Consider the following 21958-nt stretch of genomic DNA (forward strand, 5'->3'; position numbering starts at 1 on the left):
CGGTGGCCGACGGCGAGGTCGTCGATTGGTTGGAACACGTCGCCGACGACGACTACCAGCGCTGACTCAGCTGACCCGGTAGTGCTCCGGCTGTGGCTCGGTCAGCATCTTGGTCAGCGTCCCGCGGTCGAACGGCCACAGATCGATGGTGCCGCCCTCGCTGAAGTACCACGAATTGCAGCCGGTGTTCCACACCGTCGGCTCCATGGCTTCGACTGCCGCGGCGTTGAATTCGTCGGTGGCCTCGTCGGTCACCTCGACCTCGTTGATCTCGCCGCGCTCGAAACGCTTGAGCCACTTCACGATGTACCGCGCCGTCAGTTCCGCGGTGTACTGCAGTGAGATGGACCCGGTCGGCGAGTTCGGGCCGAGCACGGTGAACAGATTCGGGAAGCCCGGGATCGCGGTCATCCGGTAGGCGCGAGGGCCTTTCACCCAGGCGTCGTCCAGGGTGAGACCGTCACGGCCCACCACCTGCATCGGGCGCATGTAGTTGTGCGCCTGAAAACCGGTGGCCAGCACGGCGATATCGATCCGGTGGTGTTCGCCGTCGGTGGTGCGGATGCCGGTGGGGGTGAATTCGGCGATGCGATCGGTGACCAATTGGGCGTTGGGGGCGGTGATCGCCTGGTAGTACGTGCCCGACAGCACCTGGCGCTTGCACAGCGGCTGGTAGTCGGGGGTGAGCTCGGCACGCAGCTTCGGGTCGCGGATCTGGGCCCGCAGGCTGAGGCGGGCGTATTGCTGTACCAGCTTGCGGCGCCAGGTCGGTTTGGTCACGATGTCGACGAGAACGCTGGATCCCCAGAGCGGAATGCGCTCGGCAACAGCCTGATACAGCTGAGGCATGGCGCGCAGCAGCGCGGTGACGACACCCAGCTGAGGCAGTTTCATCGGTGCCCACAGCATCCACTGCGGCGACCGGGCGAAGTGCAGCAGCTTGCCGGCCTTCGGCTGCAGTGCCGAGACCACCTGCACTCCGGTGGATCCGGTGCCGATCACGGCGATGCGCTTGCCGGCGGTCTCCAGCTCGGGGTCCCACCGCGCGGTGTGTACGACAGCGCCCTCGAAGGTGTCCATGCCGGGGATGTCCGGGGTGAAGGGGTGGTGCAGCACGCCGGTGGCGCAGATGACGAAATCGGCTGTGAGCGTTTCGTTCTCGGTGGTGACGGTCCAGGTGTGCTCGTCCTGGTCGTAGTGCAAGGCCTTGACTTCGGTGTTGAGCCGCAGGTGCTGGTCGAGGCCGAACCGCGTGACGACGTCCCGGTGATACTCCTGAATCTCCTCGCCGCCGGCCCAGACGTGGCTCCAGTCGGGTTTGGGGGCGAAGGCGAACTGGTAGATGTGCGACGGCACATCACACGTCAGTCCGGGATAGCGGTTCCAGTGCCAGACTCCGCCGACGTCGGAACCCTTCTCCAGGATGGTGAAGTTGGTGAACCCGGCTTGCTGGAAGGTGTACGCGGAGGCGATCCCGGCTACGCCGGCGCCGATGATGACGATGCGCGGATCACGTTTGCTCATCAGGACTCCCAGGCTCGACGCACCGTGTTCGGTGCGGTGGTCATGGCGGACTCGAAGGCTGCGCGCCGCCGGCTGCGCAGCATGAAGTTGGCGCCCAGGCCGGCCAGGTCGGTGGCGTCGGGCTGGATCAGGACGACCTCGGTGCCACGGGCGCGCGTGGCGGCGATCTCGGCGTCCAGCACCGTGGACATCGGGCGGCGCAGCAACCGATGTTCGAGGATGCCCCCGAATCCCGGTGCGCGAACGCCGCTTTCGGAGGCCATCGGGGTGATGACGTAGATCAGGTCGGCTTCGTCATGGCCGATGAGGTCGACCGACGCGGTGGACGCGGCGCCGCCGTCGACGAACTTGCGGTCGCCGATGCTGACCGGGGGCATCCAGCCGGGGACGCCCCAGGACGCCCGAAGTGCTTCGCCCGCAGTTACTTTCGGCGCACCGGGCGCGCCGAAAGCCACCCGCTCGCCGCGCTGGTAGTCGAAGGCCACCATGCGGGCCCCCGGATGATCCACCCAACCGGAGGCATTGGCGAATCCAGCTGCCAAGCGCTGCAGCCATGTTGCGTCGCCGCGCCCGGTGGGCGCGATACCGGTCACCGCGGCCAGGCCGGATTGGCTGCGCAGCAGCGCCGGGTTCAGCAGGCGGAGCGCCGGCAGGGGAGGCAGGCTCGGCGGCATGGCGTCGATGTGCCGACTCAGCCGTTCGTCGGTGCTGGTGCCGCGGTGCATCGCCACCAGATCGTCGACGGATGCTCCGCCGCCGAGCATCGTCACGATCTCGGCACCCGCCGACGTGCCTTGCAGCACGGTTGCATCGCGGGGATCCCAACCCGTCTGCTCCTGCAGCGCGTGCAGTGCCGCGACAATCCACGCGCCGCCGATGGTTCCGCCGCAGCCGATGACCAGTGCCCGCTTCACGCCTGCAGCTCCGAGTCCGATTCGGCGGCATGCTCTTTCGACTGCCGCTCGATCCGGTCCAGGTAGGCCGACCGGCCGACGGGATCCATGGCGGTCAGTGCCCGCCGGTCATCCATGAGCGAGCGCGCCGCGCGTTGGACGAACTCCGGGACCAGTGCGTCGACCAACGCCCAGCCGGGTGCCACCCATTCGGGCACCGACGTGCGAGCGGCCTTGGTGCGCAACGTCTTCAGGACCGCCTGCGCCACATCTTCGGGGTCGACCGTCGGCATGCCGCCGCCGAGTTGGACGCCCGATGAGAGTTCGGTGCGCACCGCCGAGGGCAGCACCGCGCACACGGTGACGCCGGTGCCGGCGTACTCGCTGCGCGCCGCCAGTGACGCGCCGACCGCGGCGAACTTGCTGGCGTTATAGGTGACCATGCCCGGGATGGGGATCATGCCGGCCATCGAGGCGACGTTGACGACGTGGCCACGGCCGCGGGTGATCATGAAGGGGATCACGGCGCGCATGCCGTTGAGCACACCCCGCACGTTGACGTCGAGAATCAGGTCGGTCGTCGACTCGGCTTCGGACTCGAAGGCGCCCAGCGGCATCACGCCGGCGTTGTTCACCAGGACGTCGATGCGGCCGGACTCTTTGAGCACCTGCCCGACGAACTGGTCCCAGGAGTCGCGCCGGGTGACGTCGAGACGGGCGCTGCGACAGCGGGGGATGGTGCGGGCTGTCTGATCGGCGATATCGGCGTCCACGTCGCCGATCCACACGTTGGCGCCGTGCTGCGAGAAGAGCTCGGCAGTCTTGGCGCCGATACCCCTGGCGCCCCCGGTGATGACGACGGTGGCACCGTCGACTGCGATTGAACGTCGTGCTAGCTGCATCGATAGCCTCGAATCTGCTGGTAGGGGCCTTGCCGACCCAATGGAATACTCACGGTATCCGAATTCTCAGAGTAAAGCTAGTACCCTCGGTATCGCAAACCAGTAGTATCAACGCATGCCGCGATTGACCAGGGTGCAGCGTCAGGAACAGACGCGCGCCGAGCTACTCGACGCGGCGAAGGCCCGGTTCCTCAAGCACGGATATGCGTCCACCAGCCTCGACGACATCGCCGACGACGCGGGCTACAGCAAGGGCGCGGTGTACTCGAATTTCGGCAGCAAGCCCATCTTGTGCCGGGAGGTGCTCGAAGCCATCCACCGCGAGAAGTTCTCCGAGATGTCCCAGCTGGCGATGTCCGATGCCGACATCCCGAGCCGCGTCGAGGCGGTGAACGCCTGGCTGGAACGCACCGCCGGCGACGTGGGCTGGACGATGCTCGAACTCGAATTCGTGGTGCTGTCGCGCAACGATCCCGAGCTGGGGCAGATGGTCACGGCGCTACGCAACGAAGCGGCCCAGATGGTCGTCGACGTGTTGCGTTCCCTGGCAGTCGATTTGGGGCTCGACGAAGAGCAGCTCGTCGCTGTCGGCGTGATGGACAGCTTCGATGACATCGGCAACCTGTTCCTCAGCGCCGGCATCGGGCTGGGGATTCAGCGTGCGGTCGATCCGACGCTGCCGGCGCGACCGGTCACCGGTGCCATCACCCGGTTGATGAATCTGCTTGGGCTCCTTGCGGCCACGCAGGACTGAAAGTCGGGTTACGGAACCAGGACCCGCAGCGCGTCCGGTACCGCGGACACCGTCACCGGCAGCGGGCAGACGAATTCGCCGTCGGCATAGGCGTTTATCCCGGGCACGTCGATGGTTACCGTGCGTGCCCGCCGCGTGGTCACCTCGTCGAGGTGCACGTGCGTGCCCTTGAACACCGTCGGGAACAGCCGGATCAACTTGGTCCGTGAAGCCGAAGCCGCCATGGTGACGTCGAGCAGGCCGTCGTTGAGGTCGGCGCCCGGGCAGATCAGCATGCCGCCGCCGTAGCTTCGGCCATTGCCGAATGTCGCCAGGGTCATCGGCATTTCGGTCTCGGGGCCGCCGTCGAAGCTCACCCGGCACGTCAGCAGCCGCAACTGTGACAGTTCGACCAGCATTGCCGCGTTGTAGCGCATCCGGCCGCGCGGCCACGTCATCCGGTTGGCTCGGTCGGTGACCAGCGAGTCGAATCCCGCCGACATCACCGTGCCGAACCACCGCACCGTGCCATTCGATCCGTCGATCCGGCCGAGGTCGATCGTCCGGGTCTTGCCCGTCGCGACGATGTCCGCGGCGGCTTCGGGGTCGTCCCGGGGAATCCCGAATTCACGGGCATGGTCATTGCCGGTGCCGGCGGGAATGATCCCCAGTGGCACGTCGCCCTGTGCAAGTGCTTGCAGCGCAAGCGAAATGATGCCGTCGCCGCCGGCCACCACCACCGCGTCGGTGCCGTGGTCCAGTGCTTCGTCGAGCAGTTGACGGGCGTGGGCGGCATCGGATCCGATCAGCTCGACCACGTCGACGCCGCGGCGCTGCAGTCGTGCGACGGCCCGCTGGGCTGCCGCGGAGCCCCGACCCTGGCCGGACGCCGGGTTGGTCAGCAGCGTGATCCTCACGGGATCAGCTTGCCGGGGTTGAGGATTCCGCCGGGATCGAGCACGTTCTTGACCGCGCGCAGCACCTCGACACCGAGCTCGCCGACCTCGGCCGTCATCCACGGTTTGTGGTCGGCGCCGACCGCGTGGTGGTGGGTGATGGTGGCGCCGCAGCGCACCATCGCCTCGGACGCAGCGGTTTTCGCCGCGCGCCACTGCTCGATGGGGTTGCCGCGCTGGCCGGCGACAACGGTGAAGTACAGCGAGGCACCGGTGGGGTAGACGTGCGAGATGTGGCACATCACCAGAGCCGGTGTGCCGCTTTCCTGAAGCGAGGTGGTCAGCGCCTCGGTGACGGCCGCCTTGAGCGCGGGCACGTTGGACCACGTCGTCGCGGTCTCCAGGGTCTCGCACAGCGCGCCGGCGCTCAAGAGCGAGTCACGCAGGTACGGGGCGCCGAACCGGCCGTGCTGCCAGGCGCGGGCGGGGGCCTCGCCGAGCGAGGTGCCGCCCTGGGCGGCCAGCAGCGCGCGGGTTTCGTCGTGGCGGCTTTCGGTGTGTGCGGCAGTGCCTTCGAACAGCGTGATGGCCAGGCAGCCGCCGGTGATGGTCTGCTCGCCGATGCTCTCGGTGGTCGCCAGGTTGATGCCGGTCTCGACCTCGTCGGACAGTCGGATGACCGTCGGGCCGGTGCCGGTCTGGACGACCGCCCGCAATGCCGCCGCGCCGGTGGCGAAGTCGGGGAAGGACCACGCTTCGTAGCGGGTCGTCTCGGGCACCGGATGCACGCGCACCCGCACGCGGGTGATGACGCCGAAGGTGCCCTCCGAGCCGACGATCAGCTGACGCAGGTCGGGACCGGCCGCCGATGCGGGCGCACGGCCCAGGTCGAGGACGCCGGCCGGGGTGACGACCGTCAGGCCGCGCACCATGTCGTCGAACCGGCTGTAGCCCGCGGAGTTCTGCCCCGACGACCGCGTCGCAGCGAACCCGCCGATGGTGGCGAATTCGAAGCTCTGCGGGAAGTGGCCGAGAGAAAAGCCTTCCGCGCCAAGGAGTTCCTCGGCTTGCGGGCCGGTGACGCCGGCTTCGAGCTCAGCTTCGCCGGTCTCCTTGTCGATGGCGACCAGCCGGTCCAGGCGGCGTAGATCGAGCGAGACAACGGCGTTGAAGCCGTCGCGGATCGGGTCGACTCCGCCGACCACGCTGGTGCCGCCGCCGAACGGGACGACCGCGATGCGGTGCTCGGTGCAGTAGCCGAGGATGGCCGCGATCTGTTCTTCGTTGCCCGGCAACAGGATCGCGTCGGGCGCATCCTGCTCGCCGGTGTCCTTCCGGCGCAGCAGGTCCAGCGTCGACTTGCCGCCGGCGCGCAGCAGGCGGTCGTGAGCGTCGGTGCGGCAGAACTCATCGCCGACGATGGCCGCGAGCGCGACGCGGTCGGCGTCGGTCAGGGCAGGGGGACGCAACGTGACCTGATCGGCCTCGAGCTCGTCGACCGGGTTGGCGTCGATACCGAGGGCCGCGGTCAGCAGGCCGCGGATGCCGTCGGACAGTGGCTTGGCGGCAGCAGGGTCACCCCAGGCGTTCCACTTCATCGGCGGTTCGAGGTGGTCACGTGTTGCGGTCATGCGTTACAGTATTACACATGATGTCAATCAGTAACGATGAATCTCGGGATTCCCTGGATGCCCGAATCATCGACGCTGCGGCCGACTGCGTGATCGCCTTCGGGGTGGATCGCGTGACGTTGGCCGAGATCGCGCGCCGTGCCGGGGTCAGCCGGCCGACGGTGTACCGGCGCTGGCCGGATACCCAGGCGATCCTCGCGGCGCTGCTGACGACGCGAATCACCAACTCGCTCAACGAGGTCGCCGTCAGCGGCGCTGACCGCGACGCGATCGTCAAGCGGATGGTCGGCATGGCCGAGCGGCTGCGCGACGACGAGGTCATCATGTCGGTGCTGAGCAGCGCACCTGCGCTGGCGATGGTCTACATCGCCCAGCGGATGGGCACCAGCCAGCAGATCCTGCTGGAAGTGCTGGCCGGCGCGTTGGCCACGGCGCAAGCCGACGGCAGCGTCCGCCCCGGCGACCCCAAGCAGCTCGCCGCCATGTGCCTGCTGATCGTCCAGTCGGCCATCCAGTCGGCGCAGATGGTCGCGCCCGTCCTCGACGTCGCCGCCCTGGACATCGAACTTGCTCATTCGCTGAACGGATACCTGAAGCCATGACCAGTGCTCCTGATGCGGCCCGCCGCAGCTCCCTCAACGCCGCCCGGCGTACCGCCGAGCTGACGGCTCTGGCCGACGGTGACCGGGTCGACGTCGTCGTCATCGGCGGCGGCATCACCGGTGTCGGCATCGCGCTGGACGCGGCCAGTCGCGGCCTGTCGACGGTGCTGGTGGAGAAGCACGACCTCGCCTTCGGTACGAGTCGCTGGAGTTCCAAACTGGTCCACGGCGGCCTGCGCTACCTCGCCACCGGCAACGTGGGCATTGCCCGGCGCAGTGCCATCGAGCGCGGCATCCTGATGAGCCGCAACGCGCCGCACCTCGTGCACGCCATGCCGCAGCTCGTGCCGCTGCTGCCCGAGATGAACCGGGCCTCAAGGGCTTTGGTGCGCACCGGCTTCATCGCCGGCGACGGCCTGCGCCGGCTGGCCGGCACGTCGGCCTCGGTCCTGCCGCGGTCGGGCCGCGTCAACGCGAGGCGTGCCGCCGAACTGGTGCCCGCGGTCCGTCGTGATGGCCTCGACGGCGCATTGCTCGCCTACGACGGCCAGCTGATCGACGACGCCCGCCTGGTCGCCGCGGTGGCGCGGACTGCCGCCCAGCACGGTGCCCACATCCTGACCCGCGTGGCAGCATCGGATGCCACCGGGACCTCGGTGCGACTGACCGACCAGCTCACCGGCGAGTCGTTCGAGTTGGCCGCCCGCGCGGTGATCAATGCCGCCGGTGTGTGGGCCGGCGAGCTCGACAGCGCGATCAAATTGCGGCCCAGCCGCGGCACCCACCTGGTGTTCGATGCCGCGGCATTCGGCAATCCGACTGCGGCCCTGACGGTTCCGATCCCCGGTGAGCTGAACCGGTTCATCTTCGCGATGCCCGAGCAGCTCGGCCGCGTCTACCTCGGTCTCACCGACGAAGACGCACCCGGCCCCATTCCCGATGTGCCGGAACCGACTTCGGCCGAGATCACGTTCCTGCTCGACACCGTCAACACCGCCCTGGCGACGAGCCTGGGACCCGACGACGTCTTGGGCGCCTATGCCGGGCTGCGGCCGCTGATCGACACCGGCGAGGGCAACACCGCCGATGTCTCGCGCGACCATGCCGTTGTCGAATCCGCTGACGGCGTGCTCAGTGTCATCGGCGGCAAGCTGACCGAATACCGGTACATGGCCGAGGATGTGCTGGATCGGGCGGTGGCGCTGCGCGGGCTCGGTGCGGGGGAGTGCCGGACCCGGAACCTGCCGTTGGTCGGCGCCCCGGAGAACCCGGTGTCGGTGAATCATGTTGCGGCGCTGCCCGAATCGCTGGTGGCACGTTACGGCGCCGAGGCATCGAATGTCTTCGCCGCCGCCACGTGTGACCGTCCCACCGAACCGGTGGCCGACGGAATCGACGTCACCCGAGCCGAATTCGAATACGCCGTCACCCACGAGGGCGCACTCACCGCCGACGACATCCTGGACCGTCGGACCCGCATCGGGTTGGTCGGCGCCGATCGCGATCGCGTCGCTGCCGTGGCGCAGGAGTTCATCTAAGGGTCGCGCGTCTGACGCCGGCGTACGGTCGCCGAAATTTCCTTCGGCATGGTCCCGTGCGATCCGCCGGATCGGGTGCGTTGGAATCAGCATGATTTTTGCGGATTCGGCGACACGTCCGGTGGTCAAGCCTCTCGCGGCAACTCAGGCCGATTCGGGGCCGGTATCCGGTGGCACTGCTTGCCTTTACATTTCGCAGATGGCAATCACTCTGCACTGGTTCCTGCCGACCAATGGTGACTCGCGCACGGACCTGAGCCTTGGCAACGCGGTGGGTGCGGCAGGGAGTCGGGCAGACGCCTTCGGCGCGGACCGAGCTCCCGACCTCGACTACCTGAGCCTGGTGGCCGGTGCCGCCGAGAAGCTCGGGTTCACCGGGGCATTGACCCCCACCAGTAGCTGGTGTGAGGACGCCTGGGTGTTCACGGCGGCGCTGACCCAACGGACTGAACGCTTCAAATACCTGGTGGCCTTCCGGCCGGGGTTGCAGGCGCCGACGTTGGTCGCCCAGGCCGCCGCCACATACCAGCGAATCTCGCGGAACCGATTGCTGCTCAACGTTGTCACCGGCGGCGACGACGTCGAGCAGCGCCGCTTCGGTGACTACCTCGGCAAGGCGGAGCGCTACGAGCGGGCCGCCGAATTCCTCACGATCCTGCGGCAGCTGTGGTCCGGCGAGCCGGTCACCTTCACCGGCAAGCACCTGTCTGTGGAGAACGCGACCATCATTCCTGCCGAGACCTGGCCAGCGATCTACCTGGGCGGCTCCTCGGCCGAGGCGCTGGAAGTGGCTGCCGAACACGCGGACGTGTACCTGACCTGGGGTGAGCCACCTGCTCAGGTCGCCGAGAAGCTCGATGCGGTGCGCCACCAGGTCAAGAACCTGGGTCGAGCGCGGCTGGCGGCCGGTGAACTGCGGTTCGGGATTCGCCTGCATGTCATCAGCCGCCCCACCGAAGAGGAGGCGTGGGCACAGGCCGACAAGTTGTTGGCGGGCCTTGATCCCGAGAGCATCAGTCGCGCCCAGCAGGTCCAGCGCAACTCGCAGTCAGAGGGTCAGCGGCGGATGTCTGCCCTGCACGGCGGCCGGACCGACAACCTGGAGGTGTCACCCAACTTGTGGGCCGGCATCGGACTGGTTCGTGGCGGCGCCGGCACCGCGCTGGTCGGCAGTCATGAGCAGGTCGCCGACCGCATCGCCGAGTATCACGAGCTCGGCATCGACGAGTTCATCCTGTCCGGATATCCCCACCTGGAAGAGGCCTACTCCGTCGGCGAGGGGGTCACCCCCATCCTCGCGGAGCGTGGCCTGCTCGCTGAACGGCACTCCTGAGCATGGTGCGAACCCGGGCTCCCAGGACGCACGAGCACGTCGTCGCCGTCGCGGAAGAGTTCGCGGCAGCGGTGAAACCCGGTGCAGTGGAACGTGACCGGGTCGGCGCTGTGCCCCGCGCGGAAGTCGCGGAGTTCGAGGACCTGGGCCTGCCGGCCATCACGGTGCCGGTCGACGATGGCGGAGACGGGCTGGGGCCTCGGACGCTGGCTGAGGTCATCAGGATCGTCGCGGCAGCCGATCCGGCCCTTGCCCAGACTCCGCAGGGCCATTACCTCGCCGTAGACATCCTGCGCCTCCTCGGCACGCCACTGCAGCGAGCCCGAATCCTGCCCGCTGTCGTCGAAGGCGCGCGCATCGCCCCGGTGCTCGCCGAGCGTGGTGGCCACCACGCCCAGGATCTCAAGACTCGCCTGATCAGCGACGGCACGCGCTGGCGAGTCGATGGCACCAAGTACTACTGCACCGGTGCCATCACCGCTCGCTGGCTGGCAGCCAGCGCGCTCGATCCCGACGGTCGTCTCGTGCTGGCGTTCGTCGAACGTGACGCACCCGGTGTGACCATCGACGAAGACTGGGCCGCCATGGGGCAGCGCTCGACCGTCAGTGGCACCACCACCTTGGATGGCGTCGCGATCGACAGAGACCTGGTGGTGCCCTATTGGTCGGCATTCGAGAAACCGCAATTGCTCGGCGCCCGCGCCCAGCTGGTCCACACCGCCATCGAAGCCGGTATCGCGGAGGGCGCCCTGGCCGATGCCGCCGAGTTCGTCCGCACCCGGAGTCGCCCGTTCTTCGAGGCGGTGCGTTACGGCGGCGCCAACGCCGCCAGCGACGATCCGCACATCCTGCTGCGATTCGGTCAACTCGCCACCCGGACCCGCGCGTCGACCCAGCTACTGCGTTGGGCCGCAGGCGAACTCGAAGACATCGGGCTCGACGTCGCCGATCCCGACGCGGCCGCGCACGGCTCGATCGCGGTTGCGCAGGCCAAGGCCTTCGCCAGCGAAGTGGCCGTCGACGTCGCCAGTCAACTCTTCGCTTTGACCGGCGCGAGCGGAACCGACCGCCGCCATGATCTTGACCGGCACTGGCGTAACGCGCGGACCCACAGCGTGCACGACCCCGTCGACTGGAAGTACCACCACATCGGCGCGTGGGAACTCTCCGGTGTGGCACCGCCGAATCACGGGCAGATCTGAGTGCACTTGCGATCCGGCGGATTCTGAATGTTCAGGCGCTGCCAGGTACCCGATAGCGTCGCCACATGGCCGCGAATCTGGAAGAGGCACAAGTTGATTCGCCTCCGCTGAAATCGCAACCGTTCAAGCCGGCGCTGTATGTCGCGGTGACGGCGGGACTTGGGTACGGCTTTGACTCCTACGCGGTGAACATCTACGGCTTGGTCCTGCCCGAGATCAAGAAGACCCTGCAGATCACCGAAGCCCAGGCCGGTTACATCGGGTCGATCTTCCTGGTCGGCTACACCATCGGGACCATCGGTTTCGGTATTGCCGCCGACCGGTGGGGACGCAAGGCCACCCTGGGCGCGTCGATCCTGCTCTACGGCATCACCACGGCATTGGCCGGCATCACCACAAACCTGGCCGCCTTCACCGGTTTACGTTTCCTCACCGGTGTGGGTGGCGCCGGCGAGCTGGCGGTCGGTGCCCCCTACACTGCCGAGGTTTGGCCGACCAAGACGCGGGCAATCGGTGTGGGCGGGGTGATCTTCTCGCTGTTCTCGCTCGGCTACGTCCTCGCGGCGGCCGTCGCGCTGGTGCTGGTGCCGCGCTACGGCTGGCAATCGGCGTTCATCGTCGCCATCGTCCCGGCCATCATCTTGTTCCTTGTCCGCCAGGGTATTACCGAATCGCCGCGCTACACCGAGGTCAACGAGGCGCGGAAGCTGCACCGCATCCCGAGGGCAAAACTGTGGCAGCTACCCGGTGTACGCCGGCGGCTGATCGTGGGCTGGCTGATCTACACGGCCAACGCGGTCGGCTACTGGGGTTCCACCCTGTTTCTGACGACGTACATCGTCAAGAGGTTCCATGCGTCCACCACCGATGCAATTCGCTACGCCCTGGTGTTCTTCCTGCTGCAGGTCGTCTTCGTCTTCATCGGTACCGCGTTGGCCGACAGATTCGGGCGCCGTCCTTCCGCGATTCTCGGCGCCGTCATCGAGGCTGGTTCCGCGATCCTGGCGGCCACCTCGGATTCGCTGGCCGAATACCAGATCTACGGAGCGATATCCATCGCCACCCTCGGCTGGCTATGGGGAGTCGGGGATGCGTACATTTCCGAGTTGTTCCCAACAGTGCTGCGTGGCACGGGATTTGGCGTCGCCGTCGGCGGCGGCCGCATCGCGTCGATCGCCGCGCCGACCGTCGTCGGCTGGGCCATCGGTCATTACGGCGTACAGACGCCCTATCTGGCGCTGTCGGCCATCTGGCTGCTGACCATCGTCGGCTATCTGTTCGGGCCCGAGACCAAGGGCAAGGAGCTCGACGACCTCGCCGACGAGGCTCTGGTGGCACCCATCGGTTAAACAGCGCCGAATGGCCAGTTATCGCAAGGGTTTTCAATGAACGCGTGCCACAACTGGCCAGTGGGCTACGGCTGCTGGGTGAGCAACAGGTCGCGAATCGTCGAATGCGTGTGTCGCTGCCACATGGCCTGCACCGGTACCAGCAGTGGTGGCTGCAGGTCGACGACCGTCACCCTGCCGTCCACGGTCGGCCCGACCGGATGCGTGACGAACGCCGCGGCGCCCGTCGTCAGCGGGGCGGCCACCGTCGCCGCGCCCTGGACGCGGCTGATCACGTAGTCCGGCTCGAAGCCGGCCCGTCGGCAGGCGCCGAGCAGCAGGTCGCTGTAGTAGGACGCGCCGGGCGGTGCCCAGAGCGCGATCCGTTCGTGGGCCAGGTCGGTGAGGTCGACGGCGTCGCGCTGCGCCAGCGGGTGCGAACTCAGCACGGCCACGCGGACCGGGTGATAGCCGAGCACCGCGGTGGCGAGGTTGCGGTCCGGCACCACGCCGCGGCGCAGGGCGAGCTGGATCGTTCCGTCGAGTAGCGCAGGGGACAGCTGATCCGGAAACATCTGGCGGAAGGTGAAGGACACGTCGTCGAAGGCGTCGATCACCGGTTCCAGCAGCGCGTACGCCTCGATGCTGTCGAGCGCGGGGGTATGCCCGACGACGTAGTTCTCCCGCGCGGCGCTGGCCGCCTGCTGCACGTGATCGGTGACGGTGTGGGCGGCAGCGAGCAGAGTGCGCGCGTCGCTGTGCAGTTGCCGGCCTGCGGGCGTCAGCGTGACCCGCCGGCCGTCGCGATCGAAAAGTGTTGCACCCAGCTCCTTTTCGAGTTGTCGGATGGAGCTGCTCAGGGCCTGCTGGCTGAGGTGCAGCTGATCCGCGGCGCGGGTGAAACCGCCGGCATCGGCGACCGCGAGGAAGTGCTGCAGCCGGCGCAGATCGGGATACGGCCTGGTCATGCCGCCACCCTATCTACAACTATTGCTTGTGGATAGGTAGAAAAGATTCGTTTCTATTTGTGGTTTGGCGTGGCTAGCGTGGGCCTCATGAGCAATCTCGAAGGCAAGTCAGCAGTCGTCGCCGCCGGCGCCAAGAACCTGGGCGGTCTGATCAGCACCACGCTCGGCGCGCGCGGCGTCAATGTCGCGGTGCACTACAACAGCGCAGCCACCGAGGCCGACGCCGACCAGACCGTTGCCGCGATCGAGGGCTCGGGCGCCAAGGCCATCAAGGTCCAGGGCGACCTCACCATCCCCGGCAACGTGGAGAAGCTGTTCGACGCGGCGGCCGAAGCGTTCGGCGGCGTCGACATCGCGGTCAACACCGTCGGCAAGGTGCTGCGCAAGCCGATCGTGGAAACGACTGAGGCCGAATACGATTCGATGTTCGACATCAACGCGAAGGCCGCGTACTTCTTCCTGCAGCAGGCCGGTCGCCGGCTGAACGACGGCGGATCGGTCATCACCATCGTGACGGCGCTGCTGGCGGCGTTCACCGACGGGTACAGCACCTACGCCGGCGCCAAGAGCCCTGTCGAGCACTTCACCCGCGCCGCGGCGAAAGAGTTTGCGGCGCGCGGGATCAACGTCAACAACGTCGGCCCCGGGCCCATGGACACACCGTTCTTCTACGGCCAGGAGACCCCGGAGCGTGTGGCGTTCCACAAGTCGCAGGCGATGGGCGGCCGGCTGACCCTCATCGAGGACATCGTGCCGCTGGTCGTCTTCCTCGCCGACGAAGGGCACTGGGTGACCGGCCAGACCATCTTCGCCAACGGTGGTTACACGACGCGGTAACAGCCGCCGAGCAGACACAAAACTGTCGAAAACCACTGGTTTTCGACAGTTTTACGTCTGCTCGCGGGTGAAATTCAGCGGCGCCAGAACAAGTGGTGGATGACGCCGCTGGAGCTGGGCACCACGTCGCAGTGGTACCGGTCGAGCAGCTCGTCGGGGGACTCCCAGAGTCGTGAGCCCTCGCCGAGCGTCACGGTGGGGGACACCACCACGTGCAGGGTGTCGATCAGGTCGGCGTCGAGGAACTCCCGGACCGTCGTGGCTCCGCCGCCGATGCGAACGTCTTTGCCCTGCGCTGCTTCTCGGGCGAGTTCCAGCACCTCGGCCGGCCCCGCGTCGATGAAGTGGAACGTGGTGTCCGACAAGGTGAATGACGGACGCAGGTGGTGCGTCATGACGAACACCGGGGTGTGGAACGGCGGCTCGTCGCCCCACCAGCCCTGCCAGTCGAGGTTGGCCGGTCCGCGGTAGGGGCTGAACTTGTTGGCGCCCATGATCTCTGCGCCGATGTTGTGGTGGAAGTCGCGGACCAGGAAGTCGTCCAGGCCGCGCGTGCCGCCCGGCTCGGTGCGGTTGGGCCAGTTGGCGGTCGCGCCGGCCCAGGCGAACATCACGCCCGGATCCGCGTGGCCGAAGGGCCGCTCGAAGCTCTGCCCGATACCGGCGCCGAAGCCGTCCGCCGAGACGTTGAAGTTCTGCACTTTCACCAGTTGCGTCATGGTTGTACTGACTCCCATCGCCGGCAGAACTCATCGCCCATCAACGGCGAATGGCCAGTTATCGCACGAAATTCTGAAGAATACGTGCAATAACTGGCCACTCGGCGCCGGGGAAAAAACCCTAGAGCGCGATGTTCTTGTGGCGACCGCGGCGGGCCGGGGCCTCGGCGAGGGCCTGGGTGATCTTCGACCGGGTGTGGGCCGGATCGATCTTCTCGTCGACGACGCCGATCTCGATGGCCGAGTCGACGCCACCGGCGATGCGCTCGTGCTCGAGGGCCAGCTCTTCGTGCAGCGCCTCGCGCTCGGCAGCGTCCTCGACAGCGGCCAGCTTGCGCTTGTGCAGGATGCCGACGGCAGCCTTGGCGCCCATGACGGCGACCTCGGCGTCCGGCCAGGCGAACACCTTCGACGCACCGAGCGACCGCGAGTTCATGGCGATGTACGCGCCGCCGTAGATCTTGCGGGTCACCAGCGTGACGCGGGGGACCTCGGCCTCACCGAACGCGTGCAGCAGCTTCGCGCCGCGGCGCACCACGCCGCCCCACTCCTGGTCCACACCGGGCAGATAGCCGGGGACGTCGACCAGGACGACCAGCGGGATGCCGAAGGCGTCGCACAGGCGCACGAAACGTGCGGCCTTCTCGGCGCTTTCGGAGTTCAGGCAGCCGCCCAGGCGCAGCGGGTTGTTGGCGATGACGCCGACGGAGCGGCCGGCGAGGCGGCCAAGGCCGACCACGATGGACGGCGCCCACTTGGACTGGAACTCTTCGAACGGGACGCCCTCGTCGAGCAGGGCCTCGACGATCGGGTGCACGTCGTAGGCGCGCCGGGCCGACTCGGGCATGAGGGCGCGGATGTCGGTGTCGCCGGCCTCGGCCTTGTTGCGGTCGAAGTGGCCCTGCTGGCTGAACAAGCCGACCAGGCGCTGGCCGCGCGCGTAGCAGTCGAGTTCGTCGTCGGCGACGATGTGGCACACGCCGGACTTCTTGTGGTGGGTGTCGGGTCCACCGAGGGAGACCATGTCGACGTCCTCACCCGTGACGCTGCGGACGACGTCCGGGCCGGTGACGAAGACGCGGCCCTCAGGGGCCATGACGATGACGTCGGTCAGCGCGGGGCCGTAGGCGGCACCACCGGCGGCGAAGCCGACGACCAGCGAGATCTGGGGGATGTAGCCCGAGGCCCGGATCATGGCCTCGAAGACCTGGCCGACCGCGTGCAGCGCACGCACACCCTCGGCCAGACGGGCGCCACCGGAGTGCCAGATGCCCACGATGGGGGCCTGCTCGTCGATGGCGGTGTCGTAGGCGCGAACGATGTGCGCACAGCCGTCGACGCCCATGGCGCCACCCATGACGGTGCCGTCGGTGGCGAACGCGATGGTGTGCACGCCGTTGACGGTGCCGGAGGCGGCCAGGACGCCCGACTTGTCGCGCTCGTGCAGCGGCTTGACGCTGCCGGCGTCGAAGAACGTCGACAGGCGCAGCAGTGGGTCACGAGGATCAAGTGATTCGGCGGCCGTCGCCTCAGGTGCCAGGGTCGTCATTTTCTAATCTCCTTGATCTCGCGGACTGTGCTTGGCGCTCAGTACCGGCCGAAGGTGAGTGCGACGTTGTGTCCGCCGAACCCGAACGAATTGTTGATTGCGTACTTGTAGTCGCCCAACCGCGGAGCCTTGGAGACCACATCCAGATCGATCTCCGGATCCAGGTTCTCCAAGTTCAGTGTGGGGGGAACCACGCCATCGCGCAGCGCCATCACGGTGAGGATGGACTCCACCGCGCCTACCGCGCCGACCGAGTGGCCCAGCGCGGACTTGGGGGCGTACACCGCGGGCTTGTGGCCCTTCATGGCGTTGTTGATGGCCACGCCCTCGGCGACGTCGCCGACGCTGGTGCCGGTCGCATGTGCGTTGATGTGGTCGATATCCGTCGGCTGCAGACCCGCGAGCTGGATGGACCGGCTCATGGCGTGTCCGGCCTGCTCACCGTTGGGGTCCGGCGCCACGATGTGGAAGCCGTCCGAGGTCACGCTGGCACCCATCAGGCGCGCCAGGATGTTGGCGCCGCGGGCCTTGGCGTGCTCCTCGGTCTCGATGACCATGAGGGCGCCGCCTTCGCCGAACACGAAACCGTTGCGGTCCCGGTCGAACGGCCGACAGGCGCCGGTCGGGTTGTCATTGGAGGTGGACAGCACGATGCGCATCTGAGCGAAGCCTGCGATCGGCACTGCCTCGATCTTGGTTTCCACACCGCCGCAGATGGCGATATCGGCCTCACCGAGGACGATGTTGCGCCACGCGTTGGCGATGGCCTCCGACCCGGAGGCGCAGGCCGAGATCACGGTGCTGACGCCGGCCTTGGCCTTGCGATCGAGCCCGACCGCGGCGGCTGAGCCGTTCGGCATGAACATCTGCACGACCAGGGGGGATACCCCGCGCAGACCCTTTTGGCGCATGTTGTCGTAGGCGAACACCAGCTCTTCGGCCGAGCCGATGCCGGTGCCGATCGACACCATCAGGCGCCGGGTGTCGACATTGGGCGCGCCGGCGTTCTCCCACGCACGGCGGCCGATGACCGTCGACATTTTTTGCAGATACGACAGCCGACGCATCTCGACGCGCGTCAGCTCGCTCTCGAAGTCCTCATGGAGGTGGCCGCCGATTCGGACAGGCAGGTCGTACTCCTCGATGAACGGGTCATCGAGGAGGCGGATCCCGCTTTCTCCTGCGAGCAGCTTCTGCCAGGTGGTTTCTGCGTCGGTCGCCAACGCGGTCGTCATGGCAAAGCCAGTGACGACCACGTTGGGCAGGCCGTTCCCCGTCGAGAGTGGAGACATCTACGTGCGACTTTCCTTCTTGGCCTCAGTACTTACCGAAAGCGAGTGCCACATTGTGGCCACCGAAACCGAACGAGTTGTTGATGGCGTACTTGTAGTCGCCATAACGAGGCTCGCCCGCAACCACATCGAGATCGATGTCGGGATCCGGCGTCTCGTAGTTCAGCGTCGGGGGGATGACACCGTCGCGCAACGCGAGCACTGTCAACACCGACTCGAGCGCACCGACCGCACCGATGGAGTGGCCGAGCGCCGACTTGGGTGCGTACACCGCGGCGTTCTGACATCCGGCAACCCGGATGGCATTGGCCTCGGCGGTGTCACCGATCGGAGTCGCCGTGCCGTGGGCATTGATGTGGTCAATGTCCTTGGCGTCCAGCCCTGCGGTCTCCAGTGCACGCTTCATCGCGGCACCGGCCCGCAGGCCGTTGTCTGCCGGGGCCACCATGTGGAACGCGTCCGAGGTGATACCGGCACCCATCAGCCGGGCCAGCGGCTTGGCGCCACGGGCCAGGGCGTGCTCTTCGGTCTCGATGATCATCATCGCGCCGGCCTCGCCGAACACGAAGCCGTCCCGGTCCTTGTCGAACGGGCGGGATGCGCGCTCGGGCTCGTCGTTACGGGTCGACATGGCGCGCATCATCGAGAACGCCGCGATCGGCAGCGCTTCGATGGTGCCTTCCACACCGCCGACGACGGCGAAGTCCGCGTCGCCCATCACGATCTGACGCCAACCGTGGGCGATGGCCTCAGAACCCGACGAGCACGCAGACACCGGAGTGATGACCCCGGCGCGGGCGCCGAGCTCAAGACCGGCGACCGCAGCCGCGCCATTGGGCATGATCATTTGAACGGCGAGCGGGCTGACCTTGCGGATGCCGCCCTCGTTCATCGCGTCGTAGGTTTCGACGATCTTCTCGCCACCGCCGAGACCGGTGCCGATCACGACCGAGAAACGGTCAGGATCGACCTCGGGCGCACCGGCGCTCTGCCAGAGTCGCCGGGCCACCACGAGGGACAAGCGCTGCACATAGGAATTGCGGCGCAGTTCGACACGAGTCAGCTGGCTCTCGATGTCATCGACCAGGTGGCCACCGATACGCACCGGAAGGTCCCACTTGGTGACGAAGTCGTCGGTCAACTCACGGATGCCGCTTTCGCCTGCCAGGAGGCCCTTCCACGTGCTCTCGACGTCTGCAGCGAGCGCCGTGGTTGCCTCCACGGCGGTCACCACTACGTTCGGGAAGCCTCCGTTAGCAGTGGAAGGCCTGGTCACTTCGTGAACTTATCGCGCAGCGCGGCCGCAGCCTCGGGGTTCTCTTCCTCGAGCTTCTGGATGTAGGCGACGACGTCACCAACGGTGCGCAGGCCGGCCAGGTCCTCGTCCGGGATCTTCACGCCGTACTTGTCCTCGGTCTGAACGGCGATCTCAACCATCGACAGCGAGTCGATGTCCAGGTCGTCGACGAAGGACTTCTCCGGGGTGACCTCAGACGGCTCGATGCCGGTGACCTCTTCGATGATCTCGGCGAGGCCGGCGATGATTTCTTCTTGGTTCGCCACGATGGCTCCTTCTTTTAGTTGAACCGGCACACCGGATTGGTGCGCCGTTAGAGCACAGTGCTGTCAGAACTCGGTGAGTCCGTCCAGGTCTGCAGGGGTTTTGATGGCGTAGGTCGGCACACCCTTGACTTCGCGCTTGGCGATACCGGTGAGGGTGCCGGCCGGCGGGAATTCGATGATGCCGGTGATTTCCTGGCCGTCGAAGCGCTCGCGCAACGTGGCCGAGCACAGGTCCCAGCGGACCGGACGGGTCATCTGGGCGACCAGCTTGGTCATGGCGTCCGCGGCGTCGGCGACCGGCTGGCCGTCGGCGTTGGACAGCAGGGTGGTGGTCGGCTCGCTGGGGCTCACGGTCGCCGCGGCAGCCGCGTACGGCTCCTGCGCCGAGCCCATGAAGTGCGTGTGGAAGGCGCCGGCGGTGGCGAGCACGCGGACCCGGGCCTTGGCCGGCGGATCCTCGGCCAGCTTCTCCAGCGCCGCGACGGCACCGGCGGCGACGATCTGCCCAGCCGCGTTGCGGTTGGCCGGGACCAGTTCCAGGGCTTCGAGACGGGCCAGTACCTCGGCCTCGTCGCCACCGAGCACCGCGGCCATACCGGTGGGCTCCAGTGCGCAGGCCTTGGCCATCTCCGCGCCGCGGGTGGCCGCGAGCTTGATGGCCTCGTCGGCGGAGATGACGCCGGCGATGGCGTAGGCGGCGATCTCGCCGACAGAGTGGCCGGCCACGATCGTGGTGGCGCCGGCCAGCAGGCCGCGCTTGGTCAGCTCTTCGTGTGCGAGCAGCGTGGCCGCGACGACCAGGGGCTGGGTCACCGCGGTGTCGGTGATCTCCTCAGCGGTCGCCGTGGTGCCCAGCTGGGCCAGATCCAGGCCGCTGATCTCCGACCAGGTGGCCAGACGGTCAGCGGCGCCGGGCAGCTCCAACCAAGCGGTGAGCATCCCGGGCGTCTGAGATCCCTGCCCGGGGGCAAGCAGCGCAAGCACAGGTGTTTGAGGCACGGATTAAGAAAACACTGTGAAGCGGGTTTTATGCCGTGTAAGAGATTATGAACCTCGTCTTAAAGTTTTGTGGAATGTCTACAAAAACGCACGTTATGCAACGTTGGCGAGACCTCGCTGCGATGTGGATCACCCCTCGGAGTCGCTTGTTACCGCTCAGTAGGCCACGTTCGGGTGCTCTGATCAGGCGATTTGTGGGTTGTTTTGGGGTGTCTGACGGCTCAATCGGCCCACTGTGGACGCCACACGGAGCACATACGCATCCCTGGGCACCATGGGATCGCGGCCGGTGAAGTCCGCGATTCGGCGCAACCGGTACCGGACGGTGTTTGGATGAACGAACAATTTGCGGGCACACGCTTCTATGGCGCCGCCCGCGTCGAGGTACGCGTCGAGCGTCTCCGTCAGCGCCGGACCCGCATCTGCCAGCGGCCGGACCACCTCGAGTTCCAGGGCCGCCATGGCCAAACGGTCGCCCAATAGCGCCCGTTCGGGCAGCAGTTCACGGGCCGGCACCGGGCGGGGCGCGCCCGTCCACCCACTTACCGCGTTCATCCCGGCGATGGCCTCCGTGGCGCTGTAATGCGCCGCCGCCAGCGTGGCGGCCGTCGGCCCGATCACCACCGGGGCGTCGGCGAACACGGCCATCAGCTCACCCAGGAACCGGTCGGTGGGGGAGAGCTGCCCGGACACGATGGCCACCAGCCAGGTGCCGTGTACGTCGGACAGTGCGACGCGGCCGTGGCGGGTGACGACGTCGTGCACGTCCTCGCTGGCCAGATCGGCCCGGTCGGGCCGGGGGAAACCCACCACGACGGTCGCGGGCGCGGTGGCGTCCCAGTTCAGCGCCGCGGCCTGGGATTGCAGTCCGGGGCCGACGTCGCCGCGCACGACAGCGTCCACGACATTGGCTTCCATCCGGGTGTCCCAGGCGCCGCGGGCCTCGGCCTGGTCGGCATACGCGCTGGCGGCCGCGAAGGCCAGGTCGCGGCTGTACCGCAGAATGCCGGCGGTCAGCGCGGTCAGTTGCTCCTCGGTGCGGGCCAACAGCGGCACCACTTCCTCGAAGAACTCCATGGTGGTCCGCACCATCTCCACCGACTGCCGCAGCGCGATCCGGCGCCGCAGGTCCTGGGGCACCACTTCGAAAGCCTCGGCGGTGTAGCTGACGTCGCTGTTCGGATCGCGCATCCACTCCACGAAGTTGACAACCGCGGTCTGCACCACCAGATGCACGCTGGCGCGCTGGGAGGCCTCCAGTTCGGCGAAGAACGGCAGCCGCTCTTCGAGGGCATGTACCGCCTGGGTCGCCAACGTGCCGGAGTACTGCTTGAGGCGACGCAGCACCGTCTCGGGCACGTTCTCGAGCACTTCGAGCGTCGACTTGGGCGGAACGAACCGATTGCCGGCCGTGTTGTCGGGCATAGCTAAAAGCTACGCCTGATTTCT

20 protein-coding genes are annotated in these 21958 nt (G+C 67.4%); 7 read left to right on the plus strand and 13 right to left on the minus strand.

Translation table 11 applies throughout. The annotated features are described in order from the left end of the window. Nucleotides 1–66: 66 nt before the first annotated feature. The 3 genes from AC1U2B_RS27380 to AC1U2B_RS27390 are packed head-to-tail and all read right to left on the minus strand — an operon-like array spanning nt 67 to nt 3319. Entirely contained in the window at nt 67–1524 is a 1458-nt protein-coding gene (locus AC1U2B_RS27380) for a flavin-containing monooxygenase (RefSeq protein ID WP_480219257.1), read from the minus strand. Continuing rightward, nucleotides 1524–2438, minus strand: coding sequence for a patatin-like phospholipase family protein (locus tag AC1U2B_RS27385; RefSeq protein ID WP_480219258.1), 915 nt, complete (start codon nt 2436–2438; stop codon nt 1524–1526). Before AC1U2B_RS27385 ends, AC1U2B_RS27380 begins: the two co-directional genes overlap by 1 nt. Then, the gene (locus AC1U2B_RS27390) at nt 2435–3319 is read right to left on the minus strand and encodes an SDR family oxidoreductase (protein ID WP_480219259.1); all 885 of its coding nucleotides are present in this window, start codon (nt 3317–3319) and stop codon (nt 2435–2437) included. The genes AC1U2B_RS27385 and AC1U2B_RS27390 overlap by 4 nt, the downstream gene beginning before the upstream one ends. A gap of 115 nt (nt 3320–3434) precedes the next feature. Between AC1U2B_RS27390 and AC1U2B_RS27395 the strand changes: the two genes are divergently transcribed. Continuing rightward, entirely contained in the window at nt 3435–4073 is a 639-nt protein-coding gene (locus tag AC1U2B_RS27395) for a TetR/AcrR family transcriptional regulator (RefSeq protein ID WP_480219260.1), read from the plus strand. An 8-nt stretch (nt 4074–4081) separates the two neighbouring features. Here the strand turns inward: AC1U2B_RS27395 and AC1U2B_RS27400 are convergent, their stop codons facing one another. Continuing rightward, a complete protein-coding gene (locus tag AC1U2B_RS27400; RefSeq protein WP_480219261.1) occupies nt 4082–4969 on the minus strand; it encodes a diacylglycerol kinase in 888 nt (295 codons plus the stop codon). Continuing rightward, complete coding sequence (locus tag AC1U2B_RS27405) at nt 4966–6546, minus strand: FAD-binding oxidoreductase (protein WP_480219319.1); 1581 nt, start codon at nt 6544–6546, stop codon at nt 4966–4968. Before AC1U2B_RS27405 ends, AC1U2B_RS27400 begins: the two co-directional genes overlap by 4 nt. 50 nt (nt 6547–6596) lie before the next feature. Here AC1U2B_RS27405 and AC1U2B_RS27410 point away from each other — a divergent pair, with 50 nt between their 5' ends. The 5 genes from AC1U2B_RS27410 to AC1U2B_RS27430 all read left to right on the plus strand — a co-directional run bounded on the left by AC1U2B_RS27410 (nt 6597) and on the right by AC1U2B_RS27430 (nt 12603). Next, nucleotides 6597–7181 carry a TetR/AcrR family transcriptional regulator gene (locus tag AC1U2B_RS27410; protein WP_480219262.1) on the plus strand — a complete coding sequence of 195 codons (585 nt, stop codon included), beginning with the start codon at nt 6597–6599 and terminating at the stop codon, nt 7179–7181. Next, nucleotides 7178–8719 (plus strand): glycerol-3-phosphate dehydrogenase/oxidase, encoded by a 1542-nt coding sequence (locus tag AC1U2B_RS27415; RefSeq protein ID WP_480219263.1) that lies wholly within the window; start codon nt 7178–7180, stop codon nt 8717–8719. Before AC1U2B_RS27410 ends, AC1U2B_RS27415 begins: the two co-directional genes overlap by 4 nt. Nucleotides 8720–8918: 199 nt before the next feature. Next, the gene (locus AC1U2B_RS27420) at nt 8919–10052 is read left to right on the plus strand and encodes an LLM class flavin-dependent oxidoreductase (protein WP_480219264.1); all 1134 of its coding nucleotides are present in this window, start codon (nt 8919–8921) and stop codon (nt 10050–10052) included. Nucleotides 10053–10054: 2 nt separating this feature from the next. Then, nucleotides 10055–11254, plus strand: coding sequence for an acyl-CoA dehydrogenase family protein (locus AC1U2B_RS27425; RefSeq protein WP_480219265.1), 1200 nt, complete (start codon nt 10055–10057; stop codon nt 11252–11254). 65 nt (nt 11255–11319) lie between these two features. After that, nucleotides 11320–12603 carry an MFS transporter gene (locus tag AC1U2B_RS27430; RefSeq protein WP_480219266.1) on the plus strand — a complete coding sequence of 428 codons (1284 nt, stop codon included), beginning with the start codon at nt 11320–11322 and terminating at the stop codon, nt 12601–12603. 65 nt (nt 12604–12668) lie between these two features. Here AC1U2B_RS27430 and AC1U2B_RS27435 read toward each other — a convergent pair whose 3' ends face one another. Beyond that, nucleotides 12669–13550, minus strand: coding sequence for a LysR family transcriptional regulator (locus AC1U2B_RS27435; protein WP_480219267.1), 882 nt, complete (start codon nt 13548–13550; stop codon nt 12669–12671). An 87-nt stretch (nt 13551–13637) separates the two neighbouring features. On the opposite strand from AC1U2B_RS27435, the gene AC1U2B_RS27440 reads away from it, so the two are divergent. Then, complete coding sequence (locus tag AC1U2B_RS27440) at nt 13638–14387, plus strand: SDR family oxidoreductase (RefSeq protein ID WP_043400520.1); 750 nt, start codon at nt 13638–13640, stop codon at nt 14385–14387. A gap of 74 nt (nt 14388–14461) precedes the next feature. On the opposite strand, the gene AC1U2B_RS27445 is transcribed toward AC1U2B_RS27440, so the two are convergent. The 7 genes from AC1U2B_RS27445 to AC1U2B_RS27475 form a co-directional block, all read right to left on the minus strand. After that, nucleotides 14462–15106, minus strand: a complete 645-nt coding sequence (locus AC1U2B_RS27445; RefSeq protein WP_480219268.1) for a dihydrofolate reductase family protein — start codon at nt 15104–15106, stop codon at nt 14462–14464. Nucleotides 15107–15227: 121 nt separating this feature from the next. Continuing rightward, nucleotides 15228–16655 (minus strand): acyl-CoA carboxylase subunit beta, encoded by a 1428-nt coding sequence (locus AC1U2B_RS27450; protein WP_043400516.1) that lies wholly within the window; start codon nt 16653–16655, stop codon nt 15228–15230. 38 nt (nt 16656–16693) lie between these two features. Continuing rightward, nucleotides 16694–17947, minus strand: a complete 1254-nt coding sequence (kasB, locus tag AC1U2B_RS27455; protein ID WP_480219269.1) for a 3-oxoacyl-ACP synthase KasB — start codon at nt 17945–17947, stop codon at nt 16694–16696. Nucleotides 17948–17972: 25 nt separating this feature from the next. Beyond that, complete coding sequence (kasA, locus tag AC1U2B_RS27460) at nt 17973–19223, minus strand: 3-oxoacyl-ACP synthase KasA (protein WP_480219270.1); 1251 nt, start codon at nt 19221–19223, stop codon at nt 17973–17975. Further along, nucleotides 19220–19513: a meromycolate extension acyl carrier protein AcpM gene (gene acpM, locus AC1U2B_RS27465; RefSeq protein ID WP_133764648.1), complete on the minus strand. Its 294-nt coding sequence runs from the start codon at nt 19511–19513 to the stop codon at nt 19220–19222. Before acpM ends, kasA begins: the two co-directional genes overlap by 4 nt. 60 nt (nt 19514–19573) lie before the next feature. Further along, the gene (locus AC1U2B_RS27470; RefSeq protein WP_480219320.1) at nt 19574–20494 is read right to left on the minus strand and encodes an ACP S-malonyltransferase; all 921 of its coding nucleotides are present in this window, start codon (nt 20492–20494) and stop codon (nt 19574–19576) included. Nucleotides 20495–20692: 198 nt separating this feature from the next. Then, on the minus strand, nt 20693–21934 hold the full coding sequence (locus tag AC1U2B_RS27475; protein ID WP_480219271.1) for a PucR family transcriptional regulator: 1242 nt from the start codon (nt 21932–21934) through the stop codon (nt 20693–20695). Nucleotides 21935–21958 lie beyond the last annotated feature (24 nt).

The sequence above is a fragment of the Mycolicibacterium sp. P4_G11 genome (assembly GCF_056555145.1).

Coding starts and splice junctions, on each gene's coding strand:
- AC1U2B_RS27380 (WP_480219257.1), bottom strand. CDS start 1,524: ATGAGCAAACGTGATCCGCGCATCGTCATCATCGGCGCCGGCGTAGCC.
- AC1U2B_RS27390 (WP_480219259.1), bottom strand. CDS start 3,319: ATGCAGCTAGCACGACGTTCAATCGCAGTCGACGGTGCCACCGTCGTC.
- AC1U2B_RS27395 (WP_480219260.1), top strand. CDS start 3,435: ATGCCGCGATTGACCAGGGTGCAGCGTCAGGAACAGACGCGCGCCGAG.
- AC1U2B_RS27405 (WP_480219319.1), bottom strand. CDS start 6,546: ATGAAGTGGAACGCCTGGGGTGACCCTGCTGCCGCCAAGCCACTGTCC.
- AC1U2B_RS27410 (WP_480219262.1), top strand. CDS start 6,597: ATGATGTCAATCAGTAACGATGAATCTCGGGATTCCCTGGATGCCCGA.
- AC1U2B_RS27415 (WP_480219263.1), top strand. CDS start 7,178: ATGACCAGTGCTCCTGATGCGGCCCGCCGCAGCTCCCTCAACGCCGCC.
- AC1U2B_RS27420 (WP_480219264.1), top strand. CDS start 8,919: ATGGCAATCACTCTGCACTGGTTCCTGCCGACCAATGGTGACTCGCGC.
- AC1U2B_RS27425 (WP_480219265.1), top strand. CDS start 10,055: ATGGTGCGAACCCGGGCTCCCAGGACGCACGAGCACGTCGTCGCCGTC.
- AC1U2B_RS27430 (WP_480219266.1), top strand. CDS start 11,320: ATGGCCGCGAATCTGGAAGAGGCACAAGTTGATTCGCCTCCGCTGAAA.
- AC1U2B_RS27435 (WP_480219267.1), bottom strand. CDS start 13,550: ATGACCAGGCCGTATCCCGATCTGCGCCGGCTGCAGCACTTCCTCGCG.
- AC1U2B_RS27440 (WP_043400520.1), top strand. CDS start 13,638: ATGAGCAATCTCGAAGGCAAGTCAGCAGTCGTCGCCGCCGGCGCCAAG.
- AC1U2B_RS27445 (WP_480219268.1), bottom strand. CDS start 15,106: ATGACGCAACTGGTGAAAGTGCAGAACTTCAACGTCTCGGCGGACGGC.
- AC1U2B_RS27450 (WP_043400516.1), bottom strand. CDS start 16,655: ATGACGACCCTGGCACCTGAGGCGACGGCCGCCGAATCACTTGATCCT.
- kasB (WP_480219269.1), bottom strand. CDS start 17,947: ATGTCTCCACTCTCGACGGGGAACGGCCTGCCCAACGTGGTCGTCACT.
- AC1U2B_RS27475 (WP_480219271.1), bottom strand. CDS start 21,934: ATGCCCGACAACACGGCCGGCAATCGGTTCGTTCCGCCCAAGTCGACG.